Consider the following 13,759-nt stretch of genomic DNA (forward strand, 5'->3'; position numbering starts at 1 on the left):
AGTTTTCCTGACAAATATGATGACTTTATATCGATTTTTGTGGCTGCTGTCGACGCTTATATTGCGCTGTCTGGCAACAGATCCGGCTTGCGATCTGTTCGATAAACTCACCAGGAAGGCTACCGTATGCAAAATGTTGTCGTGGTTGGCGCGCAGTGGGGCGATGAGGGAAAAGGCCGGATTGTGGATTGGCTTGCCGAGAAAGCGGACATCGTGGTCCGCTACAACGGTGGCCACAACGCCGGCCACACGCTTGTGGTGAATGGTCAGACCTACAAACTGGCGCTGCTTCCCAGCGGGATCGTGCGCGGAAAGCTTGGTCTGATCGGCAACGGCGTCGCCCTTGATCCCGAAGCGCTGCTTGCGGAGATTGACCGCATGGCCGCACTGGGCATCCGTATAACGTCAGAGACGCTGCAGATCGCCGAGACGGCCACGCTTGTTCTACCGGTCCATCGCGCGATCGACGCCGCTCAGGAACGCTTGCGCGCCAAACCGATCGGCACCACGCTACGCGGTATCGGTCCGGCATACGAAGACAAGGTGGGGCGCCGAGGCTTGCGCGTCTGCGACCTCGCTGAACCGGCACTGCTCGCGCAAAAGCTCGATGCACTGCTTGAGCACCATAACGCGTGGTTCCGTGGCGTCGGTCTGGAACCTTTCCAGCGAGACCAGATGTTGAGCGACCTGGTTGCCATGGCACCAAGAATCCTGCCGTTCATGGGACGCGTCTGGGAACGACTCGACAGCGCCCATTCATCGGGCAAGCTCACGGTATTCGAAGGCTCGCAGGCCGTGATGCTTGACGTGGATTGGGGTAGCTATCCCTATGTGACGCCGTCGACTACCGTCGCCGCTGGCGCGGCCAGTGGCACCGGCATCGCCCCCTCACGCCTCGGGCAGGTGCTCGGTGTCAGTAAGGTCTATGCAACGCGTGTCGGCGAAGGCCCTTTCACGTCCGAAGTGGACGGAACACTCGGTGACCTGCTTAGGCAACGCGGCGCCGAGTATGGAGTCAACACGGGTCGCCCGCGTCGCTGCGGTTGGCTGGACACGGTACAACTGCGCCAGAGCACCAAGGTCGCCGGCATCAGTCTGCTGGCGCTAACCAAGCTGGATGTGCTCGATGGCTTCGATTCGGTCTACTTGTGCGTAGGCTACGAGCTTGATGGGAAGCGCATCGATTACATGCCGTCCACCAATGCCGAGCAGCAGCGCCTGCAGCCGGTTCTCCAGCGCTTTGATGGTTGGGACGGTTCGACCCGGGGCATCCGGTCCTATGGCGATCTGCCCCGCCAGGCCGCGGCGCTGATCGAAGCGATTCAGCAGGAAGTCGGCGTTCCGGTGTCAATGGTTACCACGGGTCCTGAACGTGATGACGCGATTGTCTTGCGATCTCCGTTCGCGTAAGCGGGCGCCACTCGGCCAGAAATCGAGCTCCGCGGTGACTCACAATGCCGTGACCGCGTTTGCGGAGAAGGGAGCGCCAACGGATACTTGAGACTGGCGTCCAGGCTGTCATCGTTCCAGGTAGAAATCGAGGGGGATCAGTTCGACGGCCCATCCGCCTTCTTCGCCCAGCGTGGCGGCCGGGTGCATGGACGCGATGCGCAACGCCTCGTCACGGCTATCTGCCTCGATGATGAACAGGCCGCCCACGACTTCCTTCGTCTCTGTGTAAGGCCCATCGGTGACTTGAGTCTTACCGTTGCCCGGGCGGAGAGTTCTCCAGCTGTCCAGATCGCCAAGCGACGCGGAAACGAGAACCTTGCCGGTAGCCCGCATCTTCTCGTCCAACGCGGGGCATTGGTTCACCAATTTTTTGACGTCCTCGGGCGCCATCGCCGCGAATTTTTCAGGCGTGAAGTAGGCTAAGCCGACGTATTTCATGGGAGCTCCTTTCCGCGGGGATACACTGACGACGAGACAGATGGTCGAAAATCGACAATCTGCTCAACCCGTGTATCAACGGCTTGATCCTCATCGAATCGCAGCACGCGACACATGCGACTTTCAAGCCACGCTTCATGGCGCGCCCGGCTGCGACCCGGTAATTTCCCCTCTTCATATTGCGCAGCCCACGCGAGGAAGGCGGGATCGGCACCGCCGAACAACGACATTTCGCGGGCTTCGATTCGTTGAAGTCGAAGCGCGGTCGGCAGTGACAGGAATATAACGAGGTCAAAACTATTTTCCAGTTCTGAACCCCAGCCGCACACCGAGCCAGATAAAACCGATGCGTCGCATGCCTCAATTTCGTCGAGAAGCATCGTCAAACGCCTTTCCGGATCGTATTTCTCTTTGAATGGCGGGACAGTTGGCTTCCAATAGAAGCTGTCCGCATCTACAAAGTTGAAGCCGAGCCGCATTGCCAACGCGCGTCCCAGAGTTGTAGTTCCCGATCCTGCAGCACCGACAATGTTGATGCGACGATATGCGAAACGATTCATGAATCGACCCGAGGTTAAGCTTGGAGTATTGCATAGCGACAGGCGACCGCAACCGGTTGGTCGACATCGCCGCCCAGATCGTTAACAATCGTTTGCGCCCACCCGCGCACAACGACGCAATCCCGCATCCGAACGAGCCTTACATGACTGAAATATCCATCAGATCCGCCAATATTGACGATGCGCAAAAGATCGCTGATTTTCATGTGAAAGTCTGGCGGCACACATACCGGGATCTTGCGCCTGCGGAAGCATTCGCCGTCCTCAACGAGAAATTTCGTGGTGCAAAGTGGAAGGAAAAGCTGTCTTCGAACGACCCCAGCCACATCGTGCTCATTGCTGAGATCGACCGCAGAATGGTTGGGATCGGGGCGGCCGGTGAGTCTTCAGAACCGATCTTCGACGGCCGCGGCGAGATTAAATTCCTTTATGTCGATCCTGACTTCAAGCGCCGCGGCATTGGGCGGCAGTTGCTTGCACAACTCGCGATTCATTTGAGGGAAATGCACTACCAGGGGGCCGCTTTAAGCGTCGTTAAGGGAAACGAACTCGCGATCGCTTTTTACGAGGCGCTGAATGGCCGGCAGGTAGCCGAGTACGTCGATCCAGGGCCAATCTGGAAATCACAAAATATCGTATTTGCATGGGACGACGTTGCGAGTTTGATCCCCTGAGAAATGTCGACAGCGTTCTCACAGCGTTGTAGTGGGCAACCATACGCCGGAGGGAATCCCGCTCGACCGACGATGATACGCAGGCACTTCCTCGCACGCCCGCCTCACCTCTGCCAGCAGACTCTGGACAAAGAACACGATGAACCCTACGCACTCGATAAGAACAGCCAGACGGGAAGACGCAGCGCGCATCGCAGTCCTTGGCGCACATGTGTGGGTGCATACCTACGCAGCAGCGGGTGTGTCCGATGTAATCGCGCAATATGTCGTGACGACATTTACGCCGGAAAGGATCGTGGCTCTAATGAACGACCCGGGCGTCGTTCTATTGGTCGCCGAGGTGGCAGCCAATCTGGCTGGCTATATCGTGGTGCGCTTCAATTCGTACCACGCCGACATTCCCATCGAGATTGAAACACTCTACGTTCAGGATTCGTTTGCTGGCCGCGGAATAGGATCGTCATTGCTGACTCGCGCCAGAGAGCTTGCGATGGACAGAACCGGAGACCGCGCCATCTGGTTAATCGTCAACTCCCAAAACGAAAAGGCGATCTCCTTCTATCGTTCTCGCGGAATGACTCAGGACGGCGTCGCGTACTTTGAGCTCGGCGGCATCCAGCACGAAAACAAGGTGATGGTCACAAGAGACTGATTCGAAGGCCCTTTCCCACGAATCCTCTCCACACCTGAGAGTGGACATAGTACACGCCGGGATGGCCCCCTCTCCCCCATCGGTCATTTGACCGATACCGTCACAGCACCCCACCTGCGATCCTCACCCTCATGCCAGCTGCGAGCCACGACTGAAACGTGACTCCGGCATCGGAGATTCCGACCTGGGCGGACGAACGACGCGACGCAATCGTCGCTCGCGCGGATAGTCGCGCGCTACGTTTCCCCTACCGACGACAACGAGGCCGTTTTGAGCCACACAACCATTCATCCCGTATGGGTCCGCGCATTCCACTGGATCAATGCCGCCGCAGTGATCCTCATGTGCATGAGCGGCTGGCAGGTGTATGAGGCCTCTCCCGTCTTCCACGCGATCCGCTTCCCGGCATCTATCACACTGGGTGGCTGGCTAGGCGGTGCGCTGCTCTGGCACTTCGCGGTCATGTGGATATTGGTCGCCAACTTCGCGACGTATCTCGTGTTGGGTGTCGTCACCGGCCGACTGCGTAGAACGATCTTCCCCATCACCCTTGGCGCAATCATGACCGACCTCGCAGCAGCGCTGCGCGGCAAGCTTAGCCATGGCGACCTCAGCCGGTATAACGCCGTGCAAAAAGCGGCTTATCTCGTTGTGATCGTCGACATCGTGCTGGTGATTTTATCGGGCTTGACTATCTGGAAGCCCGCTCAGTTTCCGGTTCTGCGAATGCTGATGGGTGGTTTCGACAACGCTCGCATCGTCCATTTCGCCGCGATGAGTGTGCTCGTTGGCTTCTTTGCCGTGCATATCGTCATGGTGGCACTCGTTCCACGATCTTTGCTCACCATGATCCGGGGGCGCTAACCATGAACTCGAAGAAGCCTCCGCAGACACTCGACACCGAATCCATCATCAAAGACGCGCGCAAGGAACTGAGTTCGACTTCCCGCCGCCTTTTTGGCAAGCGAATTCTGACCTTGGGCGGCCTGGCGCTGTTGTCTGGCTGCGATCTGACCAACGACAAATCGGTGAACAACCTGCTGCGCACCATGTCCTCGTTCAATGACGGCGCGCAGGCTCTGCTCTTCGATCCTGGCAAGCTGGCGCCGACGTATCCGGAATCCATGATCACGCGGCCGTTTCCGTTCAATGCTTTCTACGACATCGATCAGGTGCCGGACATCGACGCTCAGACCTACCGCCTCGAGCTGTCGGGTCTCGTCAAAGGCAAGCGTATCTGGACGCTCGGCGAACTCCATGGGTTGCCGCAGCGCAGCCAGGTCACACGGCATATCTGCATCGAAGGCTGGAGCGCGATCGGCAAATGGGGTGGCGTGCGCTTCTCCGAGTTTCTGTCACTGGCCGGCTCGGATACCACGGCGAAATACGTCGCGTTGCACTGCGCCGACAACTACTGGACGAGCATCGACATGCCGACGGCGCTGCATCCGCAAACGCTGCTGACGCTCACCTACGACGGCGACATCTTGCCCGCGAAGTACGGCTTTCCGATGAAGCTGCGCATGCCGACGAAGCTCGGCTACAAGAACCCGAAGCATATCGTCGCCATCTCGGTGACGAACCAATTTCCCGGCGGCTATTGGGAGAACCAGGGCTACAACTGGTTCGGCGGCTCCTGAACCGCAAGCCGCAGATTTCTCTAACCGTAACAAACCAACGGAGTAGTTATGTCCATTCGCCTTAAGCTCGCCGCGTCTTTCGTCGCGCTCACGCTTGCTAGCGCTGCTTTCGCTCAGTCATCGGCGGGCAAGCCCGAACGAATCCGCGGCGACATCGTGTCGTTCGCAGGCAGCACGCTGACGGTGCATCGGCGCAGCGGAGACACTGTGACCATCGAAATGAGCGACGCGGCGCATGTCAACGCCGTGAAAGCCATCCCCCTGTCCGATATCAAACCGGGTTCCTATGTCGGCGCCGCGGCGATGCCGGGTCCCGACGGCAAGCTGACCGCGAAGGAGGTGCTGGTCTTCCCCGAAGCCGCACGCGGCACAGGCGAAGGTCACTACGCATGGGACCTGGGCGCGAACAGCTCGATGACGAACGCCAACGTGGATACCGTCGTGGCCGGCACGAGCGGGCGCGATCTCAAGCTCTCGTACAAGGGTGGCAGCAATACCATCAATGTGCCGACGGACGCTCCGGTGGTCACGATCATTCCTGCCACGCGCGACGATTTGACGACTGGAAAGAAGGTGTTCGTCGTGGCAGTGCCGGCGAAGGGCGGAGCCTACGACGCACAATTTGTCGTGGTCGAAAAGGACGGCGTAGCCCCGCCGATGTAATGGTTTCGGCGTCGAGGCGTGGTGTTATGTGGCTCGCATGAACGTGCTTTGATTCGGGCCACTCGAGAGGAGCGCATCGGTCGTTCGACCGATGCCGCCGAAACAGGTCGGATGCCATCATCTCTATCAATGCAGGCCTCTTGTCTCGATGACGCTGCTGCGGTCCTGGCGACAACGCACCGCGACAAGAGCCTGGCGCATCGCCTTTTGCGATGCGGTCGACAAATTTTGAAGGAGTTGCAATGGCTACCCAACTTTCGGACACTACCCGCCTTCAGGGCGAGCGGTGGCTCAAGCAGTATTACTTTACCCGTGCTGCATTTTCTGTCGTGTGGGTCGCGCTCGCGTTCACCATTGGGCAGCATGCCGCGGCGTTCGGAGCCGGGCTGCTGATCGTCTATCCGATCTGGGACGCGCTGGCCAACTACGTCGACATGTCGCGTAGCGGCGGGATGCGAGAAAACCTTACGCAGGCTTTCAACGTTTTCGCTAGCGCGGCGATTGCGATTGCGGTGATTGCGGTTCTGAGCACCAACGCGATCCCGGTGCTGGATGTATTCGGCGTCTGGGCCGTTCTGTCCGGCTTGCTTCAGCTTGCCACCGCTGCCCGTCGCTGGAAGCGCTTTGGTGCGCAATGGGCGATGATTCTGAGCGGGGCCCAGTCTGCGCTGGCTGGGGTGTTTTTTGTTGTGCAGGCGCATGCAGCGGTGCCTCCCGCGATCGTCAAGGTAGCGGGCTACGCAGGTGTCGGTGCGCTGTATTTTCTTGTGTCTGCGTTGTGGCTGTCGGCTGGGCAGTTGCGGCGTAAGCTTGCATCGTCGCCTTGAAGGAGTGGATTACGGCTCGCATAAAGACGGTGTTATTGGCGCCAATAACACCGTCCGGTTTCACAAGCGAGAACGAAAGCGCGAGGCGTTCGACCTCGCATTGTGGAGATCAGTACTGGTACCCGACATGAACGCTGCCCTCCTGCATCGACGCATGTGTCGTATTGATGAGCCCGTCGTATTCAAGTGAGACGGACAGGTTCTTCTTCGGCTGCCATGACACGCCCGCACCAGCCGTCAGGTAACCGCGCGGCAGACTCGTGCCAGGCGCCGCGAACACGGTGCCGTCCTGCGATGAGACGGTAACCGCGCGACTCGCATCGAGCAGTTCGTGCGCATAGCCAACGCGCAACTCCACGTTGATGGGCGTCAGTGCATTGCCGAACGCCTTGTCGAGAGCGACATCGGCATAGGGCTGCAGACTGTGAACATTGTCCGTGCCGACGTTCAGATCCTCGCCGCCTGCGCCGCTTTCACCGAAACCGTTCGCATGAAAGTACGCATAGCGCAGTCCAATACGTGGCGTGACCGTCACGCTCCCCAACTCCATCGGCAGACCGGCCTGGCCGCCGAAGTTGAACTCCTGCCCTATGTGATCGCCCTCCGCAGACTCCGACAATCCAAACGGCCTCTTCTGCGAGAGGAAGTCCAGACCTGCGCCGAACGTCGCAGCGAGATTGACCGGTCCGACATTGCGCGCACCGTAGATGGCGGCCCGCAGCGTGTCCGTCGTGCCCGAGTCCCCCGTGTTCGACTCGTCGATATCCGCGTGGTCGTAACCCGCGGCCATGCCGACGGTGTAGTCACCGAGCTTCTCGTCCAGACCGGCGAGGAAGCCATAGCGGTCAGACTGGAAGCCCGCTGAGCCGTTCGTGCCGCCGACGGTCGTCTGGCTGCCCGTCGCCGTCATCCAGCCTGTCGCCTGGCCGGCTTTCGCCGTGGCTGGGTTGCCGAGCCGGTCTAGCACGGCTGCGTCCTGGGCCTGCGCTCCGAAGACGGTCGACGTGCCGATCGCGCTATAGATGCTCGTATCGGTCGGCGCTACCACCGTAGGTGTCCTCGATGCTGCGCCCGCCGCCGTCAGCGCCAGATCGACCGCATTCGGGCCGTACGAAACGGCCGAAGTCAGCGTGCCGAGCGACGCGCCCGCACTCGTGACGCTACTGAATGTGCCGCTCACACCACCAGCCGCCGAGACCAGCGTGTACGACCTCGCCGAGTAGGTCCCCGGATCGTAGGTAATCGCCAGCACACCACCAAGCGCCGCGCTGCCGTTGACCTTCAACTGCGAAGCCGCAGTCGGGCTGACTTCGATCGACAGCGCGGCCGAGCTCGCTTGCGTATAGTTGCCATTGACGGTCAGCGTGCCGATCGTTCCACCCGGCGCGACCGTGCCGTTGTTCACCACGTCCCCGGTCACCGTGCCATGGCCGCGCAGCGTGCCCGTCGAATCGACCGTCACGTCGCCACCGAGCTCGGCAGACGGCGTATTGATGTCGCCCACTTCGAGCAGACCGTCGCTCACCTGCGTCGCGCCTGCAAACGACGCGCTGTTGCCATCCAGGATCAACGTGCCGCTGCCTTGTTTGATGAGTGCACCCGTGCCGTTGAACGTGCCCGAGAACGTGCCGCTCGCATTGGTCAGCGTGAGGGTCTTGCTGCCGAGCGCGACCGCCCCGTTGCCGGCGAGGTTCTTGATCGAAGCGCCCGTTGTGGTGCCCGAAATGTCGAATGTGCCGTTGCTCGTTACACCGCTGGACTGCGCGATATTTCCGTTCCCGGACAAGGCGAGCGTTGCACCGCTGTTGATCGTGGTCGCACCGGTGTAGGTGTTCGCGCCAGTGAGGGTGAGGGCGCCGCCCGTGCCACTGTTGGCAACGGTCATCCCGCCTACGCCGCTGATGGCCGTCGCGAGCACCACGGCATTGCCGTTGGTATCGAACGTGCCGCCGTTGACGCCCAGTGCATTTAGCAGACTGGAAATATCGGTCGTGTTGCCCGACGCCCATTGCAGGCCGCCGCCGTTGAGCGTGATATTTCCGCTGCCGAAGTTAGCGGTACTGTTGAAATCGATCAGGCCGCCGTTGATCGTCGTGCCACCCGCATAGGTGTTCGTACCGGTCAGCGTCTCCGTCCCGCTACCGTTCTTCACGAGACCGGCGGTGGTACCGGTGAAAGTGCCGGCAAACGTCGCGTTGCTTGCGTCGCCAAAGGTCAGCGTGTTCGCCCCGAGATTGACGGTCGAGCCGGCCACACCCGACAGTGCCCCGATCGTCTGGTTCGCTCCCGAAGCGCTGATGTCGAAACTGGTACCCGTGGCGGTCAGACTCACGCCGCTCGCCGAGGAGAGCGAACCGCCCGCGCCGAGCGCGAGAGTACCAGCGACGATCGATGTATCGCCTGTGAAGGTGTTCGCACCGGTCAGTGTCTCGGTGCCCGTCCCGACCTTCACGAGACCACCGCTGCCACTGATGCTCCCGCTGTAGGTGCCGTTTGTCGCGCTACCGACCGTGAGCGTGTTCGCGCCAAGGTCAACGGTGCCGCCGCCCGTGAGCGTACCGAATGACTGCGTGCCGTTGCCTGCCGACAGATCAAACGTTGCACCCGTGGCGACATTGACGGTGCCGGTCGCCACAAGACTCGCATTCGTCCCGAGCGCGAGCGTGCCCGCGTTGATCTCCGTGCCGCCGGTGTAGGTGTTCCTGCCGTTCAGCGTCAGCGTGGCGGAACCATCCTTCGTCAGGCCGCCGGTACCCGAGATCGAGCCGTCCAGCGTCAGGTCGTTCGTGCCGAGCACGGTGAGGCCTGCGTTCAATACGACATTGTTGGCGAGCGTCGTCGCGGTGCTGCTGTCGAGCGTGGCAGCACCGTTGACGGTCAGCGCGCCCGTGCCCAGCGCGGTGTTGCTGCCCACCACGAGGCCGCCCGCATTGAGCGTCGTGCCGCCGCTATACGTGCTGTTTCCGCTCAGCGTTTCGACGCCGCTGCCTTGCTTGACGAGCCCACCGGTGCCCGTGACGTTACTGGCGAGCGTCTGGTTCGTCGCATCGCCGAACGTCAGCGAGTTGGCGCCGAGTGAGACCGTGCTGCCCGCGACGCCGGACAATGCGCCGATCGTCTGGCTTCCCAACGAGCCGCTGATGTCGAACCCGGCGGCTGAACCGGAGAGGGTTACATCCCCCCCCGTGGCGAGGCTGCCGAACCCTGCCAGCGCAAGCGTGCCTGCGGTGATCGTCGTGCCACCCGTGTAGTCGTCCGTACCGAGCATCGTTTCAGTACCGTTGCCCGCCTTCACGACACCGCCTGTGCCGCTGATCGTCCCGCCGAAGATCTCGTTCGACGCGTCGCCTAACGTCAGCGTGTTCGCACCGAGCGTCACGTCACCCCCGTTGCCGGATAGCCCGCCGATCGTCTGATTGGCGCCCGACGTACTGATGTCGAAGCCCGTGCCCGCTCCGTTGAGTGTCACGCTGCCGGTCGAAGCGAGGCTGCCGCCCGCACCCAGCTCGAGCGTGCCGTCGTCGATCGTTGTGCCGCCCGTGAACGTGCTTTCGCCTGTCAGCGTCTCCGTGCCCGTTCCGACCTTCACGAGACTGCCGGTGCCGCCAATCCCCCCGCTGAAGGTGCCGTTTGACGCGCTGCCGAGCGTGAGTACGTTAGCACCGATGTTGATCGTGCCACCGCCCGTGAGCGTGCCGAATGTCTGCGTGCCGTTGCCCGCCGACAGATCAAACGTGGCACCCGTGGCGACGTCGACATCGCCGTCGGCCGCAAGGCTCGCGTTCGCGCCAAGCGCCAGCGTGCCCGCGTTGATCTGCGTGTCGCCGGTGTAGGTATTCGTGCCGTTCAGCGTCAGCGTGGCGGCGCCATCCTTCGTCAGGCCGCCGGTACCCGAGATCGAGCCGTCCAGCGTCAGGTCGTTCGTGCCGAGCACGGTGAGGCCGGCGTTCAGCACGATATTGTTGGCGAGCGTCGTGGCGGTATTGCTGTCGAACGTGGTTGCACCGCCGACGGTCAGCGTACCGGTGCCGAGCGCGCTGTCGCTGCCGACCACGAGGCCGCCCGCATTGAGCGTCGTGCCGCCGCTATACGTGCTAACTCCGTTCAGCGTTTCGACGCCGCTGCCTTGCTTGACGAGCCCACCGGTGCCGGTCACATCGCCCGCCAGCGTCTGATTCGTCGCATCGCCGAACGCCAGTGTGTTGCCGCCGAGCGAGATCGTGCTGCCCGCGACGCCCGACAGCGCACCAACCGTCTGGTTCGCGCCCGATGCGCTGATGTCGAACAGGGTGCCCACGCCGTTGAGCAACACGCTGCCGCCCGCCGCGAGAGAGCCACCCGCGCCCAGCGCCAGCGAGCCGGAGTCGATTGTCGTGCCTCCGGTGTACAAATTCGCCCCGGTCAGTGTTTCGGTGTCGGTGCCTTGCTTGACGATGCCACCCGTGCCACCGATCGTCCCTGCAAACGTGCCGCTGTTGGCGTCGCCCAGCGTGAGCGTATTCGCGCCCAGCGTGACGCTCGTGCCGGCGGCGCCGCTCAATGCGCCGATGACGGGTGCGGTGATTGCGCCGCTGACGTCGAGCGTCGCGCCGGCATTCGCGAGGTTCACATTTGAGGTCGACGACAGGTTGCCGGCACCCATGAGCGCGAGCGTGCCCGCCTCGACCGTTGCGGATCCCGTGAACGTATTGGTTCCCGCGAGCGTCAGGGTCGCTGCACCGTCTTTGATCAGCCCGCCGCTGCCCGACAGTGCGCCGTTCAGGGTCACGTTGTTCGAGCCGAGCACGGTCAGGTTCGCATTGAGCGCGACATTGTTCGCGAGCGTGAGTGCAGTGCTCGAATCGAGCGTACTCGCACCGCCCACCGTCAGCGCGCCCTCACCGAGCGCGCTGTTGTTACCGAGAATGAGGCCGCCCGCGTTCAGTGTCGTGCCGCCGCTGTAGCTGTTCGCGCTGCTTAGCGTCTCGACGCCGCTGCCTTGCTTGACGAGGCCGCCGGTGCCGGTGATCGTGCCCGCAAAGGTTTGATTCGTCGTATCGCCGAACGTCAACGTATTGCCGCCCATCGCGATTGTGGTACCGGATACACCCGACAGCGCGCCGATCATCTGGTTCGCACCTGCTGCGCTGAAGTCGAGTTCCGTGCCGATCGTAGTGAGCGCGACAGCGCTCGAGGACGCGAGCACGCCGCCCACACCGATCGTCAGCGTGCCGTCCTCGATCGTCGTCGCGCCGCTGTACGAATCGATGCCCGTCAACGTCAGCGTCGTTGCGCCGTCTTTGGTTAGGCCTCCTGCGCCGCTAATCGCGCCGCTCAGCGTCAGAGTGTTCGATCCCTCGAGCGTGAGCGTATTGCCGCTGCCGAGGGTGATCGAATTCGCGAGCGCGAGGCCTGCGGTGTTCGTATCGAGCATCGCCGACCCGCCGACGCTGATCGCGCCGGTGCCGAGTGCAGAGTTGTTGCCGACAATCATTTCGCCGGCGTTCAGGTTGGTGCCGCCGGTGTAGGTGTTGACGCCGGTCACCGTCAGCGTGCCGGCGCCCGAATCGGTCAGCGAACCGCTGCCCGTCAAAACGCCCGACAGCGTCAGGGCGTTCCCGCTCTGCACCGTCAGGCCACCTGTGCCCAACACTACGTCGTTACTGAGATTGAGTCCGGCGGCCGCCGTTTGCAGCGTGCCGCCAGTCGAGGTGATCGTGCCGGTGCCGAGCGCAGTCGCGTTATCGATGTTCGCGACCGCGCCGCTGCTGATCGTCGTATCGGTGACGGTCGACGCACCGGACAGTGTCCAGTTGCCGCTGTCGATGTCGAGATTCTGGAAGTCGATGTAGCTGGGATTTGAAATCGATCCGCTCGCCGGGCCGCCCGAAGCCTGCTGCAGTAGCAAGGTATTGTTGCCGCCCGCGCCGCCATCGACAGTGCCAGCACCCGCGAAGCCCAGAGAAAATCCGATCACACCGGTTGAACTCCCGGTCGCGCCGGTTCCAGCGCTCACTGACGAGCCGGTGAGGGCAGTAAACGTGTTTGTGCTACCCGCCCCCATCGACACGCTGCCGACAATCTGTCCCGAGTTCGCGAACGTGTTGCCGGCACCGGCCGTGCCTGACGCCTGGAACGCAACGCGTCCGTTTATGGTGCCGCTATTGTTGAAATTGACTTGACCGCCGCCGAACACAGCGACGGCAGCTGTGTCGCCGGTTGCTATCGTGACGCCGTTGAGCGCGCTAACGCCGATCGTGCCGGTGTTCGTGAGGTTGCTCACGCCTCCCACGCCGTTTTGGAGCGTGATCGCCATGCCGGTCAGGCCGCTGAGATTGGCGGCTTGCGCCCCTGATGTGCCCAGGATCGTGCCGCTGTTGTTGATGGTCTGAGTGCCGGCCGACGCGTTGCCGACAACCAGGCCGCTCGACAATATGCTTATCGAACCAAACAGAGTAGGACTGATCACCCCTGCGTTGTTGACGGTGATGTTGGCGCCACTCAAGTCCATCGCAGTACCGCCGACCCCAAGCAACACACCGAGCGTCGACGTCGAATCGGCATTGACGGTCAAATTGCTTGCAGCGCTGCTAAAGGTGGGCGACAGAGGGTTCGCACCACCGCTACAGGTGACAGTCGAGCCGGCGGGCGTGCAGACGGCCAAGGCCGGCGTGATGCCCGCCGTCGCCAGTGCGCAAAACACCCCCGCAGCCCACACGGACTTCAGCGATCCGTCGCGCCGCGACACACCTCTTCTGGCTACCTTACTGCGCGTGGCCTTGCCATGGGTCCGTGTCAGCTCCGATGCAACCTGCCAGACCCCCGCACTCACGTTCCAGACGACTCGATGTACCTGATTCATTGTTATTCTCCT

10 protein-coding genes are annotated in these 13,759 nt (G+C 61.9%); 7 read left to right on the forward strand and 3 right to left on the reverse strand.

What is annotated here, in order from left to right; translation table 11 throughout:
* Positions 1–126: 126 nt before the first annotated feature.
* Positions 127–1,410: an adenylosuccinate synthase gene (locus P3T17_RS19260; protein WP_429408557.1), complete on the forward strand. Its 1,284-nt coding sequence runs from the start codon at positions 127–129 to the stop codon at positions 1,408–1,410.
* Positions 1,411–1,518: 108 nt separating this feature from the next.
* Here P3T17_RS19260 and P3T17_RS19265 read toward each other — a convergent pair whose 3' ends face one another.
* On the reverse strand, positions 1,519–1,890 hold the full coding sequence (locus tag P3T17_RS19265; RefSeq protein WP_429408558.1) for a YciI family protein: 372 nt from the start codon (positions 1,888–1,890) through the stop codon (positions 1,519–1,521).
* Positions 1,887–2,450 (reverse strand): AAA family ATPase, encoded by a 564-nt coding sequence (locus P3T17_RS19270; protein WP_429408559.1) that lies wholly within the window; start codon positions 2,448–2,450, stop codon positions 1,887–1,889. Before P3T17_RS19270 ends, P3T17_RS19265 begins: the two co-directional genes overlap by 4 nt.
* 143 nt (positions 2,451–2,593) lie before the next feature.
* On the opposite strand from P3T17_RS19270, the gene P3T17_RS19275 reads away from it, so the two are divergent.
* The 6 genes from P3T17_RS19275 (at position 2,594) to P3T17_RS19300 (ending at position 6,906) form a co-directional block, all read left to right on the forward strand.
* Positions 2,594–3,124 carry an N-acetyltransferase family protein gene (locus P3T17_RS19275; protein WP_429408560.1) on the forward strand — a complete coding sequence of 177 codons (531 nt, stop codon included), beginning with the start codon at positions 2,594–2,596 and terminating at the stop codon, positions 3,122–3,124.
* Positions 3,125–3,365: 241 nt separating this feature from the next.
* Positions 3,366–3,776 carry a GNAT family N-acetyltransferase gene (locus P3T17_RS19280; RefSeq protein WP_429408561.1) on the forward strand — a complete coding sequence of 137 codons (411 nt, stop codon included), beginning with the start codon at positions 3,366–3,368 and terminating at the stop codon, positions 3,774–3,776.
* Positions 3,777–4,046: 270 nt separating this feature from the next.
* Positions 4,047–4,640, forward strand: a complete 594-nt coding sequence (locus P3T17_RS19285) for a cytochrome b/b6 domain-containing protein (protein ID WP_429408562.1) — start codon at positions 4,047–4,049, stop codon at positions 4,638–4,640.
* A gap of 2 nt (positions 4,641–4,642) precedes the next feature.
* On the forward strand, positions 4,643–5,416 hold the full coding sequence (locus P3T17_RS19290; RefSeq protein WP_429408563.1) for a molybdopterin-dependent oxidoreductase: 774 nt from the start codon (positions 4,643–4,645) through the stop codon (positions 5,414–5,416).
* Positions 5,417–5,464: 48 nt separating this feature from the next.
* A complete protein-coding gene (locus tag P3T17_RS19295; RefSeq protein ID WP_429408564.1) occupies positions 5,465–6,079 on the forward strand; it encodes a hypothetical protein in 615 nt (204 codons plus the stop codon).
* A gap of 242 nt (positions 6,080–6,321) precedes the next feature.
* Entirely contained in the window at positions 6,322–6,906 is a 585-nt protein-coding gene (locus tag P3T17_RS19300) for a DUF308 domain-containing protein (protein ID WP_429408565.1), read from the forward strand.
* A 109-nt stretch (positions 6,907–7,015) separates the two neighbouring features.
* Here the strand turns inward: P3T17_RS19300 and P3T17_RS19305 are convergent, their stop codons facing one another.
* Positions 7,016–13,747 (reverse strand): autotransporter-associated beta strand repeat-containing protein, encoded by a 6,732-nt coding sequence (locus P3T17_RS19305; protein ID WP_429408566.1) that lies wholly within the window; start codon positions 13,745–13,747, stop codon positions 7,016–7,018.
* Positions 13,748–13,759 lie beyond the last annotated feature (12 nt).

Origin of the sequence: Paraburkholderia sp. GAS82 (genome assembly GCF_050436285.1) — a bacterium.
Lineage (GTDB): Bacteria > Pseudomonadota > Gammaproteobacteria > Burkholderiales > Burkholderiaceae > Paraburkholderia > Paraburkholderia phenazinium_B.

Bases quoted from the DNA above. Each gene is read 5' to 3' on its own strand.
- P3T17_RS19265 (WP_429408558.1), bottom strand. From the start codon at position 1,890: ATGAAATACGTCGGCTTAGCCTACTTCACGCCTGAAAAATTCGCGGCG.
- P3T17_RS19295 (WP_429408564.1), top strand. From the start codon at position 5,465: ATGTCCATTCGCCTTAAGCTCGCCGCGTCTTTCGTCGCGCTCACGCTT.
- P3T17_RS19290 (WP_429408563.1), top strand. From the start codon at position 4,643: ATGAACTCGAAGAAGCCTCCGCAGACACTCGACACCGAATCCATCATC.
- P3T17_RS19275 (WP_429408560.1), top strand. From the start codon at position 2,594: ATGACTGAAATATCCATCAGATCCGCCAATATTGACGATGCGCAAAAG.
- P3T17_RS19270 (WP_429408559.1), bottom strand. From the start codon at position 2,450: ATGAATCGTTTCGCATATCGTCGCATCAACATTGTCGGTGCTGCAGGA.
- P3T17_RS19305 (WP_429408566.1), bottom strand. From the start codon at position 13,747: ATGAATCAGGTACATCGAGTCGTCTGGAACGTGAGTGCGGGGGTCTGG.
- P3T17_RS19300 (WP_429408565.1), top strand. From the start codon at position 6,322: ATGGCTACCCAACTTTCGGACACTACCCGCCTTCAGGGCGAGCGGTGG.
- P3T17_RS19260 (WP_429408557.1), top strand. From the start codon at position 127: ATGCAAAATGTTGTCGTGGTTGGCGCGCAGTGGGGCGATGAGGGAAAA.